Source organism: Pseudoalteromonas sp. GB43, from assembly GCF_054923805.1.
In genome coordinates this window covers 2,376,800-2,402,272 of the sequence record NZ_JBPCHJ010000001.1, presented here as the reverse complement: position 1 = coordinate 2,402,272, position 25,473 = coordinate 2,376,800, and the positions used below count along the sequence as shown (strand labels likewise).

The following is a 25,473-nucleotide window of genomic DNA, read 5'->3' as shown; positions in this document are numbered from 1 at the left end:
ACAAATAATGATTTGTTCGGCCTCTTGGTCATGGCTCATTATGCTCTGCACTTAGCCTATCTGCACTGTGCTCAAGACCCACGGTTGCATAATAACGAGTAACAAAGCGCTCACGGCCATCAGGGTTTTGCAATGGGTCGATAAACACCACGGTGTTGTCTAAAATTTTGCTGTTAACGGCATCATTCGGGGCTGCTAGTAAGTGATATGCAGTGAATAGAGCAGCATCGGTTGAGCTAATTTCATTACCGTGCACGGCATACTGAAGCCACACAGACGTCGGTAAATTTTTAATTAGCGACTTAGCTTCTTTTTCAGAGGTGATACGCGGATCAGCCAAGGCTTGGGTATTATTAGCGAGGGTTTCTAATGAGCGAATATGCTTCGCTGTGCCAACCACTGCATAAACCAGTTCACGACCTTCCCAGCTGTTTGCGTACTTAAACACTTTAATACGATCTGGCGCAGCTTGTTCAAGGGCGCTTAAATAACGACGCATATCGTTGTAATTGGTAATGCGCTCACCTACATCGTATCCAAGTACTTGTTTAAATGTTGGTATTTGCTGATTATAAGCCGTGCCCGGCCACATTGCTTCGGTATTCGCTGCACTGGCATTAAAGCTTGCCGTTATTGCCACAACACTCACTGAAATGGCTTTTATTATTTGTTTGGCGCTCATTATTTTTCCCAAGTAAAAGTATCTGCTTTGTACATTACAAAAGTATTGAAAATAAACAAATTAAAAACGTTAGATTGGCAAAAATTAAAGACATAAAAAACCGCAGCAATTGCTGCGGTTATTTTCAAAATAGCAAGGCTATTTAACTAAGGTCATTTCATCAAGTAGGTAACCTGCGTTATCAACTTCTTCCATTAACCAAAGCATGTATCGAATATCAACGTGAATAGCACGGGTGATTTTGGCGTTAAAGTACCAATCTTTGGTGATTGATTCATAAGTCGAGTCAAAATTAAGACCCACTAATTCACCTTTACCATTCATGACTGGCGAACCTGAGTTACCCCCTGTGGTATCAGCGCTACTTAAAAAGTTGACTGGTACTGAGTTAACTTCAAGAGGTTTAGCCGCTTGTGGCTCACAACCAAAGCTGAATAAGCTACAACTTACGCCTGGTAGACCTAAGTCACCACGGTAATACGCGCCAAATGCTTGCTTTCTGTATGCTTCAAGTACTTTATCGGTAACAACAAATGGTTTTTCACCTGTGTGTTTAGCCACTAAACCACGTAGTGATGTAAATGGCGTTTTATACACAGCATCTGCCGCTGGGTAACCATCAACTTGTGCGTAGCTTACGCGTAATGTGCCATTTGCATCTGGGTAAACTGGCTTACCTTTAGCATTATTGAAAGCGATCACGGCTTGCATATACTGCGGGCGAATTTCTGCTAAACGACCCGCCATTTCTTTTTCGTCAGCTTCTTGTGCCATGTTGGTATCGTATAGAGCAACAGCAAGCTTTATGAATGGGTCGTTTGATGCTTCAAACTCTGCGACAGATTTACCAATCCAGTTAACACGTGCTTCTACATCTGTAAGCTCTGTATTAGCATAAAAAGAAGCAATAATCGCATCAAGTTCAGCTTGTGTTGTGGTATCTGTAATACCTAAGCCGTCGTTTAATGCCGCAACTTGCGCTGCTTTATCTTGCGCTAAATAGTTACCTAAGTAGCTTAACCATAAGGCTTTATCGACTTCAGGCGTAAACTGTTTTTGTAAACGCTCTAAACGCGCTTTAAGCATAGGAAGATCGCGCTCTTGATAACCCATTTCGCGCTCTGCATTTGGTTTTTCACTTTCTTTAGCTAAACGATATAAACGAATTGCCGTGCTTAGTAAGTCTGCGCGTTTTGCATAATCAAAGTAAAAATGGCTTTGTTGCTGTGCATGTGCTTCAACTAATAATGACTTTAATGCGTGATATGAATCTGCGTATGCTTTACGTTCAGCACTTTGTGCAAACCAAGCGAGATACTCTTGCTCTTGCGCAGCTTTAATACCCGGAATATCCGTTACTTTAAAGCCATCTTGTAAGCCTTCCAGTTTCTTTAAACGGTTGTTAGTGCTTTTTACACGAGAGGCATATTTAACTTGTGCTTGCTCATCGCCTTTACTCTGCTTGGCGATTACGTCTAGGGTCATGTTATAAGTATTAAGCAATGTTGGGTAATACCAACTCGCAGAATAATTTACTTCGTCTGCAAGCTTATAGCGGCTAGTTCGACCCGGGTAACCGATCACCAGCACACCATCACCTAAGCTTACGCCGCTTGCATTCACTTTTAAGAACGACTTTGGCTCATAAGGTACGTTATCTTCGCTGTAATCTGCAGGCTTACCATCTTTACCAACGTAACCACGTACAAAGGTAAAATCCGCCGTGTGACGTGGGTATTCAAAGTTATCAATGTCGCCACCAAAGTTACCCAGCGCTTCTGCCGGAGCATACACTAAGCGCACATCTTTGATCATCAGTTGTTTGATCATGAAGTACTCTAAGCCATGGTGAAAATCACGCACGGTACAACGGTAGTTAGGATCTGACTCACACTCGCTGATCAAAGCTTTGCGATTTGCTTGAATTGCTTCATAACGCGCTCTGCCGTGTAGTTCTGCAGGTAAGTTACCCAGTACGCGCTCAGTAACATCATCCACTTGTTCAGTTACATACAAACGCTCTTGCGGCCCTGCAGGTAGCTCTTTTGATAAATCAGCTGCTAAAAAACCTTTTTCAATTAAGTTGTTTTCTGGTGTGCTGTTATTTTGAATCGCGCCATAAGCACAGTGATGATTAGTTACCGCTAAGCCTTTTGGTGACACAAATGACGCTGAACAATAGCCTAAACCAACCACTGCATTGAGTGGGTATTGGTTAAGATTTGCCACTTGTGATGCCGGTAATTCAATACCAACGCGGTCAAACTCGCTTTGTAATTGTTTTAATTGATGCGGTTGCCACTGCCCTTCATCAGCGTGCGCGCTACTTACAGCGACAACACCCATGAGTGCTAATGAAGTTGTAATAATATTTTTTTTAATCATGTTAATCCTAGTCAGTGCAAAGCACTATTCCATTGTTGCCTTAGAAAATCGCGCTAAGACTACCATAACCTTGATTGACTCAAGACATATTGCGATTAAATACAATTGGAGAGTAAAAATAGAGGGGAGAAAAAGCTCCTACCGTAAGAATGCAGTAAGCAGGAGCATTAGCTTCGATTCAATTATTAAGCATTGGCTTTTAAAAGGTCATAAAGTTCATCTTTAAGCACGGCGCGTTGATGCTTTTTTTCATGCATATCCGCATCTTCAATCGGCGAGTTTTGCAATTCAAGCTCACGAATTTCTTTATCCATATCATCATAACGCTGCATGGTTTTCTTGAAATGAGCATCGTGTTTCGCAAGGCTGTGGATTAGTTCATTAAACTCAGGGAATTCATTCAATAACGAGTGTTTCTCACCTAACATGGGCAACTCCTTTAGCTAGAATTTCAGTTCAATTTCAATGTATCACCCTAACATACAGAGTCAATGTCGCAACCTTGTCCAAGATCAATAATACAGCGATTCATACAAGTTTCTGAAACTCATGGAATAAGCAACAAAGAAGATGTAGTTCGCACAAAATTCTAAGAATTATTCCTAGACATAACCATTTGAATTAGAGATATAATCAAATTTGATAGAGGGAAACATGCGTATTGGTATTATTGAAGATCACCAACTAGTAAGGGATAGCTTTAAAAAGTTACTAGAACTACAACAGGAGTGGCAGGTAATTATTGAAACCTGCACGGTTAGCGAGGCTAAACTTGCCGTTGAAATTGAACAACCTGATATTTTTATAGTTGATATTTCAATGCATGAAGGAGAAACTGGCCTAGCATTTTTAAGCTACTTAAATAGTTACTACCCTGAAATTAAAACAATTGTTGCCTCCATGTATGACTACGAGCCTTATGTAAGCAACGCTCTTAGCTTGGGCGCTCAAGGTTACGTCTCTAAACGTTCAGCATCAGAAGCCTTAATCGACGCTGTCAATTCTGTAATTAAGGGCGGCAGGTATATAAGTGAAGATGTGAAGTTTAACTATAAAGACCCTTCTAATAAACTCGCTTTACTAACACCAAGAGAAAAGGAAGCTTTACCTCTATTTGCAAAAGGGCTTAACGCAAAACAAGTGGCGCAACAGTTAGACATGATGCCTAAAACTGCTCATGTTCATAAGGCTAATATTTACCAAAAACTAAAAGTATCTAACTCGTTCGATTTACTCAAAATTGCAATAGATAATGGACTCATTGCGCTTGATGAACTGGCATAATTTTCCTTTCGTGAATGTATCTGTAAACCAAGCTTTTGCTGAGTTTACAAAACAAGCTCTAGTCGCTGTTATTTACTTTGTTACCTTATGCTTTTCTTCTTGGGTAAGTAATCATTTAGAAACGGTGGCGCAAAGTAGCGCCATATTCTTGCCTGCGGGAGTTAAGCTCGCTTTTTTTATTATCTTCCCAATTAGGTTTTGGCCAATTCTTTGGTTTAGCTCAAGGCTTTATGCTGCTTATATCGGCATGTTTTATAACGATGCTTGGCACTTCGATTTATTACATGGCTTTTGGCAAGAAGCTACCTACATGATAATAGTACACTGCTTTAAAGAAAGTCGTTGGTCACCCAAGATCGATGCTAATACCGGCATTATCTCAATCGTTTTGTTGGCTACTTCAACAGCCGCTATCAAGTGGTTTTTGTTTGCTAGTGCTTTTGAGTTCACTACATGGTTAGCTGGTAAGCAGTTATTACAATACCAACTCAATATGACCCTAGGTGATTTAACAGGGACACTACTCGTTGCGCCAATATTGCTAAGTATTAAGGAAAGCTATAAACATAAAATTACGCTAAACAACTATTTACTCGTAATTGCGCTGTTAGCCCTGACCATAGTTTACCTTGCAGCCTATATACATAGGCCTGACCTATATTCTCTGCTACGCTTGTTCTCTTTACTGCCTATTCTTTGGTTTTCTTATAAGTTTGCTACAACAGGTGCTATTTTGAGTGCTTTACTCAGCAATAGTCTAATTGTTGTACAGGCAGGCATCCAACAAGATGCAACGAATACTTATATAAGTCAGTTATTTATCTTAGCAAACTCAATTACTGGGCTTTTAATTGGTACTGCAACAAATGAACTCAAATTAAAAAACGCTGAATTACAACAAAGCAATGAACAACTTTCTCAATTACTTGCTAAAAACAAACAACTTGCAAAACGGATGGTTACAATCCAAGAAGACGAACGCAAATATCTGTCTCAAGAATTACATGACGAATTAGGGCAAAATCTCACAGCGCTAAAAACAGATTTAGCAGTATTATCACTCTCACAACAAAACAGCAATAATTCAATCATTGCTACCCTTAGAGAAAATGCCAAAGCTATGTATGACTCTGTGTATCAAATTATGCATCATTTGAGACCGAGAGAGCTTGACGAGTTAGGCCTTGAACACGCTCTAAAAAATGGCAAATTAAAATCCCTATTAAATAAAGCTGATATCGAGTATCAAACGAACTTAGATATCAACAGTACCTTGGCTGATGAACACCAAACGGCTATTTACAGAATCTGCCAAGAAGCTGTTACCAATTGCATTAAACACAGCAGCGCCTCACAATTATTAGTTCAGTTGAGTGTAAATAAACAAGCCATAGATTTCTTAATTAAAGATAATGGTGAGCAAGTGCGTAACAACGCAGAATCTGGTGGCTATGGCCTTTTATTTATTGAAGAGCGAGTGCTTGCTTTAGGTGGTAAGTGTAGTTTTGACACGCAGGGTGGCTTCACTATTAAAGTATCTTTTTAACTTCATGTATTAGAGTTACGTAACCAACGTGATAAATATGCGATTTATCGTTTCTACTCGAATTGTTTATTAAAAACGCTACACTGGGTGCGTCAATTTAAAAACAACGAGAAAGATGAATGAAAGCGCAATTATCACTTTTGAGCTTAGCCTTGGTGACAAGCCTTGGTAGTGCACAGATTAGTGCGAAAGAAGCTCTGCAATTTAAAGACGTGTTTGATTTTAAATACGCAAAAGGCACCCAACTTTCTGAAGATGGCCAAATTCTTAGCTTTAGTGCCGACCCTTATCGCGGTAATGCACAAGGTCAGGTTTATACATTAAACAACAACACCCTACTAACTAGCGTTGAGCGCGGTACTCGCCCAACTATTAATAAAGCAGCAAACTGGGTGGCTTTTACTCAGGTACCAAGCTTACTTGAAAAAGAAACCACCAAGAAAAAAGATGAGCTAAAGAACAACCTTGTTTTAGTGAATACTAAAAGTGGTGAGCAACAGACCTTTAACGATGTAAAAGACTATGTATTATCGGATGATGGTGTATGGCTTGCTTACCGACTAGATAAGAAAGCAGATAAAAAAGACAACGAAGAAAAAGACGAAAACAGCAGCGAAATCAAGCCAGACAAAAAAGATAAAAGCTTTGATTTAGTGCTTGTTAACCTTCAAGACAAAACCACGCACACTCTCAACAACGTATTCAGCTATGCGATTAGCAGCACAGGTGAGCAGTTATTAGCAAGCCAAAGCTACCATGATGGTGCCGACAACCAAGTTGTATTAGTTAATCTTAATAATGACTTTAAAACTAGTGTGTTGATTGATGAGCCAGGTGTTGTGGCAAACAAAATTGCTTGGCAGCCAAACAGCAATACCGCAGCGCTGTTAATTGGCAATTATGTGAATGATGATACTCGTCGTCGTGATCACAGCTTACAGCTTTTACAAAACGGGGCGCTTTCAACTATTAATTCTGCAGATAGCAGTTGGACTATAGGCAAAACAGCATCGCTAAAATGGTCTGAAGATGGTGCTCGTTTATACTTTGAAAACCACCCTAAACTCGCTGCAAAAGTTGCCCTAAAAGAATACAAAGATGAAGCCTCTTTATATGATTTCGATACCATTCGCGACCAAAAGGGTTTAACGTTTGGCACAACAAAGACGCTGAAATTAAGCCTCGCGAAGAGCAGCAATGGAACAAAGCGAATAAGCTTCGTCATTACCAAGCGGTATATCATGTAAATGGTCAGCACGTTGTGCAGTTGAGCACACCGAACATGCCTGAGGTTTCGCTTAATACTCATCGCGAAGCGCTATTAGGCTATTCAGACCGACCTTACCTAGAACGTGTTATGTATGGTGGTTTTTACGCAGATTATTTCAGTGTTGATGTTAAAACCGGTAAACAAACCGCTATCGTCAGCGACTATCCGTTTAGACCAAGCCTTGCGCCAAATGGTCAATTTGCAGCATTTTTCCAAGACAGCCAAGTACAGCTTAAAGATTTAGGTAACAACAAGGTTTCAATCTTATCTAAAGCAATTAACGCTATTTTTGCTGATGATAAACATGACTACCCATCACCTCAGCCGGGTTATGGTTTTGCAGGCTGGTTAAACGACAGCAGCCAAGTACTGGTTTACAGTAAATTTGATATTTGGGCTTTTGATGTCGCAACACAAAAGGCAACGCGCCTAACTCAAGGTAAAGAAAGCAATACCCAATATCGTGTTATTAAACTAGATAAAGACCAAGTGGGCTTTGCCAAAGACGAAACATTATTACTAAGCGCAACCAACCTGCAAGATAAGCAAACTGAAATTGCAAAACTTGATTTAACAAGCAATAAAGTAAGCAAAGTACTTTCGGGTAAAAAGCGCTATGATGTAGTTAAAAAGGCGAAAAATGCCGACAAATACCTATTCACAGCGCAAACATATCAGCAATTCCCTGATTACTACCAAGCTGATTTTAGCTTCAAAAAGCCACAGCGTGTTACCAACCTCAACCCACAAATTAGCAACTTTGCATGGGGCGAAAAACCAGAGCTTATTAGCTACAAAGGGTTTGATGGTGAAGACTTACAAGGCGTATTGATCAAACCTGCGGGCTACAAAAAAGGCGATAAGGTTCCAGTGGTTGTGTACTTCTACCGCTATATGAGCCAACGCATGTATGACTTCCCGAAAATGGAGTTAAATCATCGCCCTAACTTCCCGATGTTTACCTCAAATGGTTATGCGATTTTCTTACCTGATATCCGTTTTGAAATTGGTCATCCGGGTAAGTCGTCAACTCAAACGATGATCAACGCAACTCAAAAGTTAATTGATTTAGGCATTGCTGATCCAGATAAAATTGGTTTACAAGGTCACTCATGGGCAGGCTACCAAAGTGCCTTTATGATCACTCAAACAGATATGTTTAAGGCGGTTGTATCGGGTGCGCCAGTATCTAACATGACCAGTGCATACAGCGGTATTCGCTTAAAATCAGGTCTTGCTCGTCAGTTCCAATACGAAACAGGGCAAAGCCGCATCGGTAAAACGTTATTCGAAGCGCCAGAGCTATACATCGAAAACTCACCTGTGTTCTTCGCTGATAAAGTGAATACCCCAATTCTGATTATGTTTGGCGACAAAGATGATGCTGTGCCATGGCACGAAGGTGTTCAATACTACCTAGCGCTTCGTCGTGCAGGTAAAGATGCCACCTTCTTACAATACGAAGGTGAACCACATCACCTGAAGAAGTTCCCTAACCAAGTGGATTTCTCAGTGCGCATGATGGAATATTTTGATCACTACTTAAAAGGCAAACCAGCCGCTGAGTGGATCAAAAACGGCGCACCCTTTATTGAAGAATAAGCAATAAGCTAAATTTAATCTTACTGCACACCTCCCCCAGAGCCAGCATTTTTGCTGGCTTTGTTCTATAAAATCAATTAAACCATCTGTTTTTTCGATTTTATCAATCGATTTAAACCCCAGTTTGTAAGTGGAAAGTTAATCAGAACAAATCTATATTTCACCCAACTTCTAACTGGAGACTACACAATGTTTAAAAAATCAACGTCAGCTTTGTCTAAAGTAGCTGTTGCGGTATCACTGTTGGTGGCAACAGGCGTACAAGCTACAAACGACATCAAATCAAACCAATTCTGGTGGCCAGAGCAATTAGATCTTAGCCAACTTCGTGCCCATGGTGCAGAGTCTGATCCTATGGGTCCTTACTTTGATTACAAAAAAGAATTCTTAAAGTTAGACCTAAACGCAGTGAAAGCTGATATTGAGAAAGTATTGACTGATTCTCAAGATTGGTGGCCTGCTGACTACGGTCACTATGGTCCATTCTTCATCCGTATGGCGTGGCACGCATCAGGTACTTACCGTACGTTTGATGGTCGTGGTGGCGCAGGCGGAGGTCAACAACGTTTCGACCCGCTAAATAGCTGGCCTGATAACGCAAACCTTGATAAGGCACGTCGTTTACTTTGGCCTATAAAACAAAAATACGGTCGCAGCATTTCTTGGGCTGACTTAATGGCGTTAACAGGTAACGTCGCACTTGAATCAATGGGCTTCAAAACCTTCGGTTATGCCGGTGGTCGTGAAGACGATTGGGAACCAGATTATGTATACTGGGGCCCTGAAGGCAAAATGTTAACTGACGAACGTCGTGACAAAAAAGGCAAACTTAAAGGCCCATTAGCGGCGGTTGAGATGGGCTTAATCTATGTAAACCCAGAAGGCCCCACGGTAACCCTGATCCACTACTTGCAGCAGACGACATCCGTTTATCATTCGGCCGCATGGCAATGAACGATGAAGAAATCGTTGCACTAATCGCCGGTGGTCACAGCTTTGGTAAAGCACACGGTGCGAAAAAAGCGACCTGCTTAGACAAAGAGCCTGCAGCAGCCGGTATCGAAGAGCAAGGTTTAGGTTGGAAAAACAAATGTGGTAAAGGTCACTCAGAAGACACCATCACTTCAGGTCTTGAAGGTGCATGGACAGTGACACCAACACGCTGGTCAATCAACTACCTACAAAACTTATTTGCTTTTGAATGGGTTAAAACTAAGAGCCCTGCAGGTGCGACTCAATGGATCCCTGAAAATGGTCAAGCGTCTAACCTAGTGCCAGATGCACACATTAAAGGTAAGCGTCATGCGCCTATCATGTTCACAACTGATATCGCGTTAAAAGCAGATCCTGAATTCCGTAAGATTTCAGAGCGTTTCTTAAACGACCCGAAAGAGTTCGAACTGGCATTTGCTAAAGCATGGTTCAAACTAAACCACCGCGATATGGGCCCACGTGCTCGTTACCTAGGTGACTTAGTGCCAGAAGAAGTATTAATTTGGCAAGACTACATCCCTGCGGTTGACCACAAACTAGTTGATAGCAAAGATATCGCGTCACTTAAAGCTAGCATCTTAGATTCAGGTTTATCTGTATCTGAACTAGTGCGTGTTGCTTGGGCATCAGCAGCAAGCTACCGCGACACAGATATGCGTGGTGGTGCAAACGGTGCACGTATTCGCTTTGCTCCGCAAAAAGATTGGCCGGTAAACAACCCGAAAGAAGTAGCTAAAGTACTTAGCAAACTTGAGAAAATCCAAACTAAGTTCAATAAAAAAGCATCTGGTGGTAAAGAAATTTCACTTGCAGATATGATTGTTCTTGGTGGTGCGGCTGCAATCGAAAAAGCAGCAAGCGACGCAGGTTTCTCTATCGCAGTACCGTTTAAGCCAGGCCGTATGGACGCGTCATTAGAAATGACTGACGTTGAATCATTCGAAGTACTTGAGCCAACAGCAGATGCGTTCCGTAATTACTACAGCTCAGCATGGAAATCACCGGCTGAAATGTTAGTTGAACGCGCTGATTTACTAAGCTTATCAGTACCAGAAATGACTGCACTACTAGGTGGTATGCGTGCCCTTAACGCGAATACTGACCAAACTAAACACGGTGTATTCACGAAAAAACCAGGCACATTAAGCAACGATTTCTTCGTTAACCTATTAGATATGTCAACGAAGTGGTCTAAGTCTTCTGACGAAGGTGTTTACGAATGTCCGTGACCGTCAATCAGGCAAACTTAAGTGGACAGCAACACCAGTAGATTTAATCTTCGGTTCAAACTCAGAGCTACGTTCAATCGCTGAAGTGTATGCCTCTGACGATGCTAAACAGAAGTTCGTTGATGACTTCGTAGCAGCGTGGACTAAAGTAATGACGCTAGATCGCTTCGACCTACGTTAACCCTATATCAATCGTGTTAAGTCGATTGGTATCATATTTTCGCAACCAACAAAGCCGCTAAATTAGCGGCTTTTTTATTTCAAATCGAGTTATCAGAGCACTTTGAGATTTACAGGCACTCGAGTTCAGCTCATTACTCAATAGCATGAAGCCAACGTAACATTAGATGTTAGCTATAAGTTCGATAATGTTGGTTGCTATTTATGGTGGCAAGTCTAGGCGCTAGGTTTTAGGTGCAAATATAAGATATCCAGTAACTTCTTTGAGTCGCTGTTTTTTGAAAACAAACCCAGACTCCTGTTAGAAAATATTAGGATTCAAACTAAGGTAGAATCCTCTTAATTTTTAATCATCAATAAGGTCGTAAGATAATTCTGCTTTCTTAACCTCAAGTTCCAACTCTTTTGTATATGGCAGCCTTACAGTATTTCCCACAAGAATTTCATTCACAGTGGTCTTTGCCTCTGCAATCGTCATTTTCAACTCTCGACGCAATACCTTATTAAAAGATATTTTTCTAAAGCCCGTGGACCACTTCGTAATTTCAATAATCATTTTCTTCCAGCTTTATACTTACTGATCTAGGTGTTTACATACACATGGGCTTTTACTTTTTGCCACTACCTCGCCCATGGCGTCAGAAAATGATTTAGCTTAACCCCAATGGTTTTATTTAACTACTTATCACCTATCATATGCATGAAAAATAAATGGGTAACCTTATAGTTGTCTAGTTTAGGTGCTAGGTGCTAGGTGCTAGGTGCTAGGTGCTAGGTGCTAGGTGCTAGGTGCTACCAGCATAGTTTGACTTTTTATGAATGCGATAGATTTTATTCAGCGCACTTATCATCACTGACTCGTATGAAGCTAAGCTCTTCGTTAATCTGCTGCTTTAGAGAATCATTGGAGACTTTTTGTATATTAGTCCTAAGCATTTCTAGTGCGTAATCACCTTCAACAAGCAAAAGAGAGCTTAATGCAGAAGATCCAACAAAGTTATTTTGATTGTTAATCAATAGCTCAATCAACATATCAACATCTTCACGTTCGCCTAATAACCCGAGCCCACTGATTGCAGAGTTTTTTAAAACATTCTCATCCGAGTTAATCATTTCAATGATGTACTTACGAGCACGGCTTTTATTCACGTTAGCATCAAAGCATCTATTCTTAAGGTTTAACCTCCACGTTAAAGAAGATAAGCGAATTAAGTTGTCATTTAGCAAGTGCTTTTGACTCGTATTATTCCAAATATCATTCAAAACCGTATTGTATATTTCTGGATTAAACCCTCTACTAGACCAACCGATTGATATTAAGTTTGCAACAGAAAATACAGCAGCCCCATAACGTGTATCCCAGTAAGAACCAAGCTCTATATTTTGCACTGAGGTATCTGCTTTCAATATCGCTTTTTCCAAATCTGATTGCCACTGCCAACTAACATCGTCGGCATGCGAATGACATGTAATCACCAGTAGAAAACATAAAAATAAGTAAGCTTTAAAGCTGTTCATAGAATAATAACCGAATAAAAACAATAAATTAAAGTAACTTGAATTTAAGCCCAGATATTTCAAACTCTTTTATTTTTTTTACTAAATAGCCTGACATTAATGGATAGTGACCTTTCATATTAGTTATTAGAAAAATAGGATTTTCAGACTCATTAAAGTATTTGAAGCTATAACGCTTAATATCGAGTTTGAAACCATTCAGCTCTACAAAGTCAGAATCATCTTCATTTAGTACATTGATTTCTTTTGTCACAGAAAACAAATATAGAGCTTCACCATCTAGCATTAATTCCGACCAAAACCCGCAACCACTCAATAAATCGTTTAATTTATTATATGCAACTAGGTCACAAACTAAACATTGAGGATGAAGCCAATAGAAGGAGTTTTGCGAAAAGCCTCTTCGTCCTTGAAACTCAACTTGTAACACCTTCCCACATGGTAATGGATTTTGAACTGATAGAGCCGTCGAAAATAATAAACTCGTTTCTGAGGTATCAACCGGAGTAATAAATTCATCTTCATATTCTGGATAAAATTTATAAACTTTATTCATCTATTACTCCATTAATAACAGCCACGCGCTGAAGCACGACCTACAAGCAAGTGCTAACCTAGCACCTAGTTCCTAGAGCCTAGCTCCTATGACCTAACCACTAACACCTTTCCCCTTGCAACTCGCAACTAGCAACTAGCAACTAGCAACTCGCAACTCGCAACTCGCAACTCAAATCAACAATACTGCCCTGCTGCAAAGCCGCAGCTCCAGGCGTATTGGAAGTTGTAGCCGCCTAACCAGCCGGTGACGTCGGTGACTTCGCCGATGAAATAAAGGCCCAGTGACTTTTTCGCTTCGAAGGTTTTTGAGCTTAATTCGTCGGTGTCTACACCGCCAAGCGTTACTTCGGCTGTTCTATAACCCTCTGTGCCGTTTGGTTTAATTTGCCAATTGTGAATGTAGTCATGTAATGCGTCGATTTGCGTATGGCTTAGTTGGTTTACATTGCAATCTGGGATCGCTTTCGTGTCGTGCAGCATTTCAACAAAGCGTTTTGGTAAAATTGTCGCAAGGGTATTTTTTAGTGACTTTTGCCCTTGGCTTTGACGCCACTGCTCAAGCTGCTGTTTTAAATCGAGCTCGGGTAACAAGTTGATGTACACAGTTTGCCCTGCACGCCAAAAAGAGCTGATTTGTAAAATAGCTGTTCCAAAGGCCGCGGTGAGTAAACAAGATGTTTTCTTTAAACTGGGTGCCATCTTCACTGGTAACCAGACAAGGAATACTGATCCCCGATAACCCATCAAAGCGATCTTTATCGTGCTGGTGCAACGTAAATGGCACTAATGCCGCCATGGTTGGTAACACTGTTAAACCAAATTGCTCGGCAATTTTATAACCAATTGGTGATGCCCCAAGCTTAGGCATGGTTAATCCGCCCGATGCGACAACTAACGACTCACATTGATAGCTGTCTTGCTCAGTAATAACTTCATAACCCGCATCGGTTTTTGTCACGCTGAGTACTTCGTTACGCAGCGCTATGTTAACACCCGCCCACTCACACTCAGTTAAAAGAATGTCGACGATATCTTGTGCGCTGTTATCACAAAATAATTGGCCCAGCGTTTTATGGTGATAGGCCAAGCCGTGACGGTCCACCAGCTCTATAAAGTCATGCTGGGTAAAACGACTTAAACACGATTTTACAAAGTGAGGATTACCACACAAGTAGTTGTCTGGGCTTGCGTTTTCATTGGTGAAGTTACAACGCCCGCCGCCGCTGATTAATATTTTACGGCCCGGCTTCTTGCCCATATCAAGCACAGTAACATTGCGACCACGGTAGCCTGCTTGTGCAGCGCACATCAAACCTGCGGCGCCGGCACCAATCACAATTACATCTACTTGGGTCATTACTCATACTCACTAAAAAAATTTAGCTGATTATAACAAGTTATTGTCGTCGCTGTGTTAACTCAGAGATGTTTTTACAAAAAAGATAAAACCAAAAAACGAAATAAAGCAAAAACTCAAAACCATAAAATTATAACTTTATTATGAGAAAACAACCAAAAAACACCACAAAAAGACTGATTTAGACGTCTATACATTTAGTTATAACCAAAATAGAGACAACCATAATAAAACGATATTTTAACTAAATTAACATATATTTTACCTTTGTCCCCCTTCACGAAAAACATCGTGGAGATTTACATAACAATCTAGGGATCATTATGACAACTAACAACAACTTGAAGAAATGCGCAATTGCACTGAGCTTGACTGCGTTGTTTGGAACAACAGCAGCTATGGCTACTCCAGATCAACTTATGTCACCATCTATGCAGGAAACTGCAGCTAAATTACAAGGCCAAGAAGGCTTTGGTACTCAATTTATCATCAAGTATAAAAACAATAGTGATGAAATGATGACCATGTCGGCAGCAGAACAAACGCCGACTATGATGAACAAAAAAGCAAAAGGCTTTATTAAAAACTTCAGCAGCAAAAAAGGTAAAGTAAAAGCACAATACGTTCGTGCAATGGCGATGAGTAATCACCACGTAATGCGTGCTGATAAAAAACTATCAGCTGAAGAAACCCAAGAATTTATGCAAGAAATGGTCGCTTCTGGTAACGTTGAATACATCGAAATCGACCAAATGTTAAAGCCGTTTGCGACGCCTAACGACCCTCGTTATGACGACCAATGGCACTACTACGAGCAAGCGGGCGGTCTTAACCTTCCTACTGCTTGGGATACAGCAACGGGTAGCGGTGTCGTTGTAGCGGTACTTGATACTGGTTACCGCCCTCATATTGATTTAAATGCTAACATTCTTCAAGGCTATGACATGATCTCTAACGTGTCTGTAGCGAACGACGGCGGTGGTCGTGATAGCGATGCACGCGATCCGGGTGATGCAATCAGCGCTAACGAATGTGGTTACACACACAGTGCACAAAGCTCAAGCTGGCACGGTACACACGTTGCGGGTACTGTTGCAGCAGTCACTAATAACGGTGAAGGTGTTGCCGGTGTTGCTTACAATTCAAAAGTAGTGCCAGTGCGTGTACTTGGTAAATGTGGTGGTTTAACTTCTGATATCGCTGACGGCATCATCTGGGCATCGGGTGGTTCAGTTTCTGGCGTACCAGCAAATGCTAACCCTGCTGATGTTATTAACATGAGTTTAGGTGGTAGCGGTTCATGTAGCTCAACAACGCAAAATGCAATCAATCAAGCGCGTAACAACGGTTCTGTAATTGTAATCGCTGCAGGTAACGACAACGATAACTCTGCAAACTACAACCCTGGTAACTGTAATGGTGTTGTAAACGTTGCATCTGTTGGTCGTAACGGTGGTCGTGCATACTACTCAAACTACGGTAGCAACATTGACGTTGCAGCACCGGGTGGCGCGCAAAGCTTTGCGAATGACTCTGAAGGTGTGTTATCTACTCACAACTCAGGCTCTTCAAGCCCTAGCAGTGATTCATACCACTACTCACAAGGTACATCGATGGCAGCTCCACATGTTGCGGGTGTCGCAGCATTAATCAAACAAGCTAAGCCATCAGCAACACCTGATGAAATCGAAAGTATCTTAAAATCGACAACTCGTTCTTTCCCAGCAACATGTACTAGCTGTGGTACAGGTATTGTTGATGCGGCAGCCGCGGTTGCAGCAGCCTCAGGTACAACACCGCCACCACCAACGGGTAACGTATTAGAAGATGGTCAAGCACTAACTGGTTTAAGTGGCTCTGCTAGCAGCCAAACTTTCTACACAATGGAAGTTCCAACAGGTGCGACTAACGTAACCTTCACAATGAGTGGCGGTTCAGGCGATGCTGACCTTTACGTTCGTGCAGGTAGCGCACCAACAACATCAACCTATGATTGTCGCCCGTATAAAGGCGGTAACAACGAAGTATGTTCTATCGATAACCCAACAGCAGGTACTTACCATGTAATGCTGAATGGTTACTCTGCATACTCAGGTGTTAGCCTAGTAGGTGATTTAACAACTTCTGGCGGTGGTTCAGGCTCAGGTTCACCACAAGCAGGTGGTGGCACAGTAACAGATATCTCTGCAAGTGCAAACGCAATGGAAGCATTACACTATTGATGTTCCTGCCGGTATGGCAAGCTTTACAGTAACGACATCAGGCGGTACTGGCGATTCAGACTTATTCGTTAAGTTTGGTAGCCAACCAACATCATCAAGCTATGATTGTCGCCCTTACAAAAACGGTAACGCAGAAACTTGTACGTTCAGTAATCCACAAGCAGGTACTTGGCACTTAAGCTTAAATGCTTACCGTACTTTCTCGGGTGTTACACTGGATGCGCAATATCAACCTTAATAGTTGATCTCCTAAGTCACCCCCAGGGACTTTCAGCCGGACTTACGTCCGGCTTTTTTGTATTTATGAATTGCTATTAAAGCTTTTCTAGCACAGCTTCAGCGCGGCTTACTACAAACTCTTTGTCTTGTTCAACAAACAGCCCTGTTACAGTTTGGTTTTCAACGATCATTGCATAACGTTTAGAACGTATACCACCAAAACCAGCTGTGTCTTTATCTAAACCAAGTGCTTTGGTAAAACTTGCATCACCATCTGCTAACATACGAATATGCTCAGCGTTATGAGCTTCACCCCATGCTTTCATTACAAATGCATCGTTCACCGATACACAGTAGATTGCATCAACGCCTTTAGCAGTAATTTTATCGGCCAGGGTAATAAACTCAGGTAAGTGAGCATTAGAACATGTTGGTGTAAATGCACCCGGCACGGCAAACAACACTACTTTTTTATCTGCAAATAATGCCTCTGTTGTTAAGGTTTGCATGCCTTCGCTAGTTAATTCACTAAGGGTTGCTGTAGGTATAGTTTGGCCTTGTTCGATCATCGTAATTCCTTGAAAGAAAATAAGAGTACAGAGTATATACCTAAAAAATTGAATACAGCATGATTTTAAGGACAAACAACGTAAACCATTGCTCGCCCTTTGGAGGGTTATAAACCTAAGCTGGCTTTAATGGTATGCATTTGCTCTTGTAGGCGATGCTGAATATCACTAACCAGTGAGTTTGACTCACTTACCTGCCCTTTCATGCTCTGCATTGATTGGCTAAAGTTTTCGAGTAAGGCATTTTGTTGTTTAGCAAGCTCCATAGCATCAAACGCGACTTTATTAGCATCTTGCGCGTTATCGGCAACGCCTTCTGAGTTACGTTTAAGCTCTTGAGCATTTTGTGTTTGAAGCTCGGCATCAGTAGCCAGTGCACTAATTTGCTCTGATACCATGGTTGAGTTTTCACTTAGGCGGTTTAGCTGATTGTTGATATCATCAAGCGAGCCTTGCGTTTGTCTAGCAAGCTTTCGTACTTCGTCAGCGACAACCGCAAAGCCTCGACCATGCTCACCTGCACGTGCCGACTCAATCGCCGCATTTAATGCTAGCAGGTTTGTTTGCTCAGCAATGTTTTTGATCACCTCAATAACTTGGCCAACATCATCAACCCCTTTTAATAGCTCTTTTAAGCTATCTAGACCTTGCTCAACGCGCTCTTCAGTGCGAGAGCTTGCGGTTAACATGCTGTCGGCAAAGCCTAAGCTCTGCTCCATCGCACCAAAGGTTTGCTTGGCGTTATCAGCAACTTGACCATTAATGTTATTGACCTGCTCACCAATGTGTTGAATATCAGTAAGTAAACCTTGGTTTTGTTCCACCTGAGAGTGGCTGGCATCCGTTTGCTGAGCAATGGTATGTAAGTGCTCGCTCATCTCTAGCATAAAGTCATTAATAACCTTAAGCATTTGTGCTCGCTCTTCTGCCTCACCACGCTGGCGCTCAATCAATTGATTAAAGTAATGGGCAATTTCACCAACTTCGGTTTTCGGGTTTTTACTCTCAATGTTTTTAAGCTCATTACTTTCAATCAAGAACGCAAAGCCATCACGCAATTGGCGCAGAGGGTTAAGTACTTGGTTACGCTGTACGAAATACACACCCGCCGCTAAAACCACCAGCATGCCAATAGCGACACAAAACACGATAAACACTTGTTGCTTAAGCTGGCTTTGTTCATCTTTTAATTTTTGCTCTGCACCGAGCACCGTTGCTGAAAGCGCACCGATTTGTTCGCGCAGTGCTTGCATGCCGGTTTGTCGCTGCTCAGCTTGCTCAAGTGTTGATGCTAAATCACGAGGGAAACGTTTAGACCAGCTTGTTAGCTCAGCTTTAATATCACCGGCTAAATCTTCTGCTTCTTCGCCAAAAAATAAAGCGTCTTCATCCACTTCACTCATTACACCTAGGTTTTCGAGTCTGTCGATTTTAGTAGCAAGGGCATTTAAGTTTTCAACACTTTGATTAAGGCTATTTTTAGTGTCTTGATCAAAGTTGATCACTAATTTGTAAGTATACAAAGCAAGTGATGTCACTTCGCTGTAGTAGTCAGCAGCAAGTTGATAATATTCAAGCGCAAGCGCTGTTTGCGGCTGTGCTTTACGTGCATAGCCAATTAACGAAGAGGCAGAGCCTGCCATTTGTCTTAACGAGTTATCGAGCAGTGCCATTTCGTTACCCGATAGCTTACCTAAAGCGCGATACTTACCGTTAATGTCTTTATCGAGGGCCGTAAGTTGGCTATTTAGTTGACCCGCTAGATCTTTAGGTAGCTCAGCTAAATGCTGCTTTTTAACATCGCTTATCAGCGTTGAGGCTTTATTTAAGTGTTGGCTGTCACCTTGCTCTAAATAATCATCAAGGTAACTTTTTAAATCAATAATGATGGTGTTTTTCAGCTTATTATAAGCGTTATCTTGCTGCTCTAAGCCGAGTAAGGTTTGACTAGCCCAGAACAGGGTGGCTGCCAGTAAGATACTGGCGAGTGTGAGTAAAACGGCCAATAGCCGAGTAAATGATGACACGCGCATAAACGATATTCCCAAGTAACGTTACGCGCGTAGAATATTAACCTTTTATGACAATTTGATGAAAAACCACCATAAACAACTACACGAAAAAACTAGATACATCCAAAAACACTAGATTCAGACCATTGCAGCTTTTACGTATACATCAAAGCGGTTCTTCTTGGTTTTGATTTGCATACTCGGGGTTTTGTCATTTAGAAATGGGGCGTAATCAGGGCGCTTCACAACGACTCGCTTACTGGCAAGTGGATAAGCAAATTCTAATAGATCATCGGCATCGCTATCTCCGCCAACAAGCTCTTGGAATACTCGCATTTCTTTTTTAACTAGGGCTGATTTTTCACGATGAGGAAACATAGGATCTAAGTACACAACATCAGGAGTATCACTACACTGCGCCAGTAACGTATGGCTTGAGCCAAACACTAGGCTCATGTTTTCTTTCATCCAAGGGCCGATTTCTGCATCGTTATAGGCGCGTTCTAGGCCGTCGAATAATAGTGCAGCAACTACAGGGTGGCGTTCATGCAAAATCACTTTACAGCCTAGTGATGCCAGTACAAAGCCATCGCGGCCAAGGCCTGCAGTGGCATCAAGCACCACTGGCGTGGCACCTTTGTTTAACCCTACAGCCTTGGCTATTGCCTGCCCTTTACCACCACCAAACTTGCGTCGATGAGCTGCAGCACCCGTTACAAAATCAACATGGATAGCACCCAGCTTTGGCTCGTCCTTTTTCTTCAGGCTAAGACCTTGGTCGTCATAATGAAGCGAAAAGCCTGCATTTTGTTCAGCCCACTTGGCCAAACCAAAACGCTGTTCAATCGCATCTAAATAAGGACGCATTTCTTTAAAAGGACAATGAATTACCACGCAAAACTCCGAGCTATATTATTCGCCGCCAGTATAGCATGGCTTAAAATAGCTCGATATCCGTTTGTGAGGTCACATCTTCGGTCTCACTCGGCTCAGCCATTTTTTGTAAGCTCGCTAAAAGCTCACTACGCGATTCGATAATATGTTTTAGCTGAAACTTAATAAACGATAAGTCTTCATTGAGTGAGGTAAAAAGCAATTGCGTTTGTTTTAATTGCTGCAAGTGAAATGCGACTTCGTCGCTGCCCGATAAACCACTTTGCTCAATAGACTTGTTTAGCTCATCAAGTTGGGCGGCAAATTTCTCTACAGCATGTTCCCGCGAATCACTGTTTTGGTACATTTGATCAGATAACTCATTAAACGAGTTACCAATTTGCTGCGCCTGAGTCAGTGCCCGCTCATTGTTTTCCATATCTTGTACTTTGGCGTTAGTCACCTCAAGAATATGCGGGAATAAATCTTTATAACGACCATAAAGCTGGGCATCATCCAGTGGCATGTTTTTAACCAGCATCGACACTTTTGGGTAATTAATAATTGTGCGGTGGCTAAAGTCAACAAAACGATTTGCATCTCGATGTTTTTCGAGTAGCTCTTGCTCAAGTGGACACACCCCGCCCTCAGCACTACAAAATATGCCTACATCCTGATACCAAAACGCCAGTACGACATCGAGCTCCATCGGATTAAAAAACTCAAACATATGCTCAGATAAGGTTTTGATATCGTGTGCATGATAGCTTTGCCCAACGTAGCGCATTATACGACCCATATCGCCTGAATCTGTCATCGCGATTTCGGCAGTGATTTGCGCTCGCTCTACATCACTTTTAAGCTTTTTAGAGTGCTGACGATATTGATATAACACGCGAATACGTGCCATGAGTTCTTCAGCATTAAATGGTTTTACAATGTAGTCAGCAGCACCTGCGTTATAACCTTTTACACGGTCTGGTAGGTCAGCTTTACCCGATAAAAACATCACAGGTGTGTCTTTTGTTTGCGGGTTAGCTTTTAATTCGTTACATACCTCAAAGCCCGTTTTGCCCGGCATTTCGATATCTAGTAAGATGATATCAGGGTTGTACTTTAACGCCTGTCTTAATCCTTCGTCGCCATTTTTAGCATGGATCAGTGTGCAAAAGCCCGATAGCGATTCCTCAATCACATGATGGATATATTTATCATCATCAATGGCTAATACAAGTTTTGACATGCTTAATTCCTATAAACTCTTTTTTAAGAAGGATAGTACGAGAGCGTGATTTTGCGAAGAAATATTAATAAAAAAAGCGCCTTACGGCGCTTTAGATCAACAAACTTTATTATGCAGCAATGCCGCTGTGTCTAAGTAGTGCATCAACTTGTGGTTCGCGTCCACGGAACTTTTTAAATAGCTCCATCGGCTCTTCACTGCCCCCTTTCTCTAAAATGTTCTTTAAGAAAGCTTCGCCCGTTGCTGGGTTAAAGATACCTTCTTCTTCAAATTTAGAAAACGCATCAGCCGAAAGCACTTCAGCCCACTTGTAAGAGTAATAACCTGCGCTGTAACCGCCCGCAAAAATATGGCTAAAGCCATGCTGAAAGCGGTTAAATGAAGGCGCTTTAACAACGGTTGTTTTACTGCGCACCTCATCAAGAGTTGCTTGAATGTTACATGGCTCACCTGCTTTGTACGTATGGTGAATAGTAAAGTCAAACAACGAGAACTCAAGCTGACGCAGCATTTGCATACCTGATTGGAAGTTCTTCGCAGCTAGGAGTTTATCTAATAACTCTTTTGGTAACGGCTCATCTGTTTCGTAATGACCCGAAATAAAGCTCAGCGCTTCTTCTTCGTAGCACCAGTTTTCAAGGAACTGGCTTGGTAACTCAACCGCGTCCCATGCAACACCGTTAATACCAGCCACTGGCGCAGCATCAACTTGTGTCAACATATGGTGAATACCATGACCAAACTCATGGAATAACGTAGTCACTTCGTTATGCGTAAACAAAGCAGGCTTATCACCCACTGCTTTATTAAAGTTACACACTAAGTACGCAACTGGGGTTTGTAATTCGCCGTTTGCACGTACTTTTCGACCCATGCAGTCATCCATCCAAGCACCGCCACGCTTGCGATCGCGGGCATATAAATCTAGATAAAAGCGACCACGTAACGTGTTGCTGTTATCGTAAATTTCGAAGAAACGTACATCAGGGTGGTAAGTATCAAACTCTGTCACTTCTTTAACGCTAATACCAAATAAACGATTAACGGTAGTGAATAAGCCACTTAGAACTTTATTGGCAGGGAAATATGGGCGCAGTACTTCATCAGAAATCGCGTACTTCTCTTGCTTAAGTTTTTCGCCATAGTAAGCGTAGTCCCATGCAGCAAGCTCAGTCACACCGTGCTTGTCCTTTGCGTAGGCAGTTAGCTCAGCAAGCTCTTGCTCAGCTTGTGGTTTAGACTTAGCAGCTAAATCTTCTAAGAATGAGAAAACTTGCTCTGGCGTTTCTGCCATTTTAGTCGCCAATGACATATCAGCGTAGCTGTTAAAGCCAAGTAACTCGGCAAGTTCATGACGTAGGGCAAGCTCTTCGCTCATAATGGCAGAGTTATCAAACTCACCGGCATTAGGGCCTTGATCAGATGCACGCGTTACAAACGCAGTGTAAAACTCTTCACGTAACTCGCGGTTATCAGCATAAGTCATGATTGGTAAGTATGATGGAAAATCTAACGTGAATACCCAGCCATCTAGCTCTTTGCTTTTAGCTGTGTCAGCACCAAGGGCTAATGCAGACTCTGGTAAACCAGCCAGTTCGCTTTCATCTGTAATGTGCTTTTGCCAAGCAAGTGTGGCATCCATAACATTATTACCAAACTTAGAAGCCAGCTCAGATAAACGCGCACTGATTTCGCCATAACGCTTCTGTTGCTCTGGTTTTAAAGCAATACCAGATAGCTCAAAATCACGCAGTGCATTAGTAATGGTTTTTTGCTGGGCAATCGTTAGTGTTTTAAATTCGTCACTGTTGTGAAGCTCGTTGTAAGCATCGTATAAACCTTGATGCTGACCAACAAACGTTGAATACTCAGATAACAACGGCAAACATTGCTCATAGGCTTCACGTAGCTCGTCGTTATTAACGACAGAATTCATATGTGATACCGGTGAAAATAAGCGTGATAACTTGTCATCAGCTTCTTCAAGCGGAAGCACCAAATCATTCCATGTGTATGATTTAGTTGCCAGTACCTCATCTATTTTGGTACGACACTCAGCAATCGCTGCTTTTAATGCTGGCACTACGTGTGCTGGTTTAATTTTAGAAAACGGCGGAAGCCCTTCTAAACCAATGAGTGGGTTATTTTCTGCAATTGTCATTTTCGTTCTCAAATTTTATGCGAAGATGATTTTGAAGTTGGGGCGAATTGATGAAATACAAGGGGCTTAACCTTGGTCTTTATTATGCTATTATCAACTTATTACTAAATCGATTAATTAATAAAGAATTATCTATTTTTGAGGACAAACTATGGCTCAGCATTTTGATTACATTGCAATTGGTGGTGGTAGTGGCGGTATTGCCTCTGCAAACCGTGCAGCAATGCGTGGCGCAAAAGTCGCTCTTATTGAAGCAAAACACATGGGTGGCACCTGTGTAAACGTGGGTTGTGTTCCAAAGAAAGTAATGTGGCACGGCGCACAAATCGCTGAAGCAATTAACGCATATGCACCTGACTACGGCTTTGATGTTGAATTAAAAAGCTTTAGCTGGGCTAAATTAGTTGAAAGCCGCGAAGCGTATATTGGCCGTATTCACCAAGGTTACAACAAGTACTTATCTAGCAATGGTGTAACTGTAATCAATGGCTTTGCTAAGTTTGTTGATAACAAAACAGTTGAAGTAAACGGTGAGCTATACACGGCAGACCATATCCTTGTTGCTGTTGGTGGTCGCCCTACTATTCCTAACATCCCAGGCGCTGAGCTTGGTATTGATTCAAATGGCTTCTTTGAGCTAGACGCACAGCCTAAGCGTGTTGCTGTGGTTGGTGCAGGCTACATTGCCGTTGAAATCGCAGGTGTACTTCATAGCCTTGGTACAGAAACACACCTGTTTGTTCGTAAAAACAAACCACTACGTACTTTTGACCCATACATTGTTGATACGCTTGTCGATATCATGGCAAAAGAAGGCCCGACTCTTCACACTGAGTGCACACCAAAAGAAGTGGTTAAAGAAAGCGATGGTAGCTTAACAATTCACTTTGAAAATGGTCACAGCCAAAACGTTGATGAAGTTATTTGGGCAATTGGCCGTACACCTACAACTGACAAGATCAACCTTGCTGCAGCAGGTGTTGAAGTAACTGAAGGTGGTTACGTTAAAGTAGACGAATTCCAAAACACCACAGCTGAAAACGTATACGCAGTTGGCGATATCATCGAAAACGGTATCGAACTTACGCCAGTAGCCGTTAAAGCAGGTCGCATTTTATCTGAGCGTTTATTCAATAAAGAATTACCTGATGATTTAAAAATGGATTACGAGCTAGTACCTACAGTGGTATTCAGCCACCCACCAATCGGCACAATTGGTTTAACAGAGCAGCAAGCGATTGATCAATACGGCAGCGATAACGTTAAAGTATATAAATCAAGCTTTGCTGCAATGTACACAGCGGTTACTCAGCACCGTCAAGCATGTAACATGATGCTAGTGTGTGCTGGCGAAGACGAAAAAGTTGTTGGCTTACACGGCATTGGCTTTACCGTTGATGAAATGATCCAAGGCTTTGCCGTTGCAATGAAGATGGGCGCAACCAAAGCAGACTTTGATGCTGTTGTGGCTATTCACCCGACTGGCTCTGAAGAATTTGTAACGATGAGATAAATTCGCGTTACGAGTCAATTTTAAAACCTTGTGGTGCTGCCACAAGGTTTTTTATTG

At 41.8% G+C, this 25,473-nt stretch carries 14 protein-coding genes and 4 pseudogenes; 6 read left to right on the top strand and 12 right to left on the bottom strand.

The annotated features are described in order from the left end of the window. Positions 1-28: 28 nt before the first annotated feature. The 3 genes from ACRWSG_RS11410 to ACRWSG_RS11400 all read right to left on the bottom strand — a co-directional run bounded on the left by ACRWSG_RS11410 (position 29) and on the right by ACRWSG_RS11400 (position 3,495). Entirely contained in the window at positions 29-682 is a 654-nt protein-coding gene (locus ACRWSG_RS11410) for a M14 family zinc carboxypeptidase (RefSeq protein ID WP_462166322.1), read from the bottom strand. Positions 683-820: 138 nt separating this feature from the next. After that, positions 821-3,067 (bottom strand): S46 family peptidase, encoded by a 2,247-nt coding sequence (locus ACRWSG_RS11405; RefSeq protein ID WP_462166321.1) that lies wholly within the window; start codon positions 3,065-3,067, stop codon positions 821-823. A gap of 185 nt (positions 3,068-3,252) precedes the next feature. Beyond that, a complete protein-coding gene (locus tag ACRWSG_RS11400) occupies positions 3,253-3,495 on the bottom strand; it encodes a YdcH family protein (RefSeq protein ID WP_054552759.1) in 243 nt (80 codons plus the stop codon). Between the two features lie 226 nt (positions 3,496-3,721). Here ACRWSG_RS11400 and ACRWSG_RS11395 point away from each other — a divergent pair, with 226 nt between their 5' ends. From ACRWSG_RS11395 to katG, 4 genes and pseudogenes are all read left to right on the top strand, one after another. Then, complete coding sequence (locus ACRWSG_RS11395; protein WP_054552760.1) at positions 3,722-4,351, top strand: response regulator transcription factor; 630 nt, start codon at positions 3,722-3,724, stop codon at positions 4,349-4,351. Next, on the top strand, positions 4,338-5,897 hold the full coding sequence (locus tag ACRWSG_RS11390) for an MASE1 domain-containing protein (RefSeq protein WP_462166319.1): 1,560 nt from the start codon (positions 4,338-4,340) through the stop codon (positions 5,895-5,897). The genes ACRWSG_RS11395 and ACRWSG_RS11390 overlap by 14 nt, the downstream gene beginning before the upstream one ends. Before the next feature lie 119 nt (positions 5,898-6,016). Further along, positions 6,017-8,769 (top strand): annotated as a pseudogene (locus tag ACRWSG_RS11385) (S9 family peptidase). 189 nt (positions 8,770-8,958) lie between these two features. Continuing rightward, a pseudogene (gene katG, locus ACRWSG_RS11380) lies at positions 8,959-11,172 on the top strand (catalase/peroxidase HPI). A gap of 345 nt (positions 11,173-11,517) precedes the next feature. On the opposite strand, the gene ACRWSG_RS11375 reads toward katG, so the two are convergent. From ACRWSG_RS11375 to ACRWSG_RS11360, 4 genes and pseudogenes are all read right to left on the bottom strand, one after another. After that, positions 11,518-11,727 carry a hypothetical protein gene (locus ACRWSG_RS11375; RefSeq protein ID WP_054552764.1) on the bottom strand — a complete coding sequence of 70 codons (210 nt, stop codon included), beginning with the start codon at positions 11,725-11,727 and terminating at the stop codon, positions 11,518-11,520. A 275-nt stretch (positions 11,728-12,002) separates the two neighbouring features. Further along, entirely contained in the window at positions 12,003-12,689 is a 687-nt protein-coding gene (locus ACRWSG_RS11370; protein ID WP_462166318.1) for a hypothetical protein, read from the bottom strand. A 28-nt stretch (positions 12,690-12,717) separates the two neighbouring features. Further along, a complete protein-coding gene (locus ACRWSG_RS11365) occupies positions 12,718-13,245 on the bottom strand; it encodes a hypothetical protein (protein ID WP_462166317.1) in 528 nt (175 codons plus the stop codon). 176 nt (positions 13,246-13,421) lie between these two features. Continuing rightward, a pseudogene (locus ACRWSG_RS11360) lies at positions 13,422-14,604 on the bottom strand (BaiN/RdsA family NAD(P)/FAD-dependent oxidoreductase). 323 nt (positions 14,605-14,927) lie between these two features. Here ACRWSG_RS11360 and ACRWSG_RS11355 point away from each other — a divergent pair. Further along, positions 14,928-17,064: pseudogene (locus tag ACRWSG_RS11355) on the top strand (S8 family peptidase). Positions 17,065-17,140: 76 nt separating this feature from the next. On the opposite strand, the gene ACRWSG_RS11350 reads toward ACRWSG_RS11355, so the two are convergent. The 5 genes from ACRWSG_RS11350 to prlC form a co-directional block, all read right to left on the bottom strand. Then, complete coding sequence (locus ACRWSG_RS11350; RefSeq protein WP_054552771.1) at positions 17,141-17,614, bottom strand: peroxiredoxin; 474 nt, start codon at positions 17,612-17,614, stop codon at positions 17,141-17,143. A 107-nt stretch (positions 17,615-17,721) separates the two neighbouring features. Next, a complete protein-coding gene (locus ACRWSG_RS11345; RefSeq protein WP_462166315.1) occupies positions 17,722-19,647 on the bottom strand; it encodes a methyl-accepting chemotaxis protein in 1,926 nt (641 codons plus the stop codon). Between the two features lie 117 nt (positions 19,648-19,764). Continuing rightward, the gene (locus tag ACRWSG_RS11340; RefSeq protein ID WP_062565979.1) at positions 19,765-20,520 is read right to left on the bottom strand and encodes a class I SAM-dependent methyltransferase; all 756 of its coding nucleotides are present in this window, start codon (positions 20,518-20,520) and stop codon (positions 19,765-19,767) included. A 43-nt stretch (positions 20,521-20,563) separates the two neighbouring features. Further along, complete coding sequence (locus ACRWSG_RS11335) at positions 20,564-21,742, bottom strand: response regulator (RefSeq protein ID WP_462166313.1); 1,179 nt, start codon at positions 21,740-21,742, stop codon at positions 20,564-20,566. 109 nt (positions 21,743-21,851) lie between these two features. Next, the gene (gene prlC, locus ACRWSG_RS11330) at positions 21,852-23,903 is read right to left on the bottom strand and encodes an oligopeptidase A (RefSeq protein WP_462166312.1); all 2,052 of its coding nucleotides are present in this window, start codon (positions 23,901-23,903) and stop codon (positions 21,852-21,854) included. Between the two features lie 151 nt (positions 23,904-24,054). On the opposite strand from prlC, the gene gorA reads away from it, so the two are divergent. Continuing rightward, positions 24,055-25,416, top strand: coding sequence for a glutathione-disulfide reductase (gene gorA / locus ACRWSG_RS11325; RefSeq protein ID WP_130167285.1), 1,362 nt, complete (start codon positions 24,055-24,057; stop codon positions 25,414-25,416). Positions 25,417-25,473 lie beyond the last annotated feature (57 nt).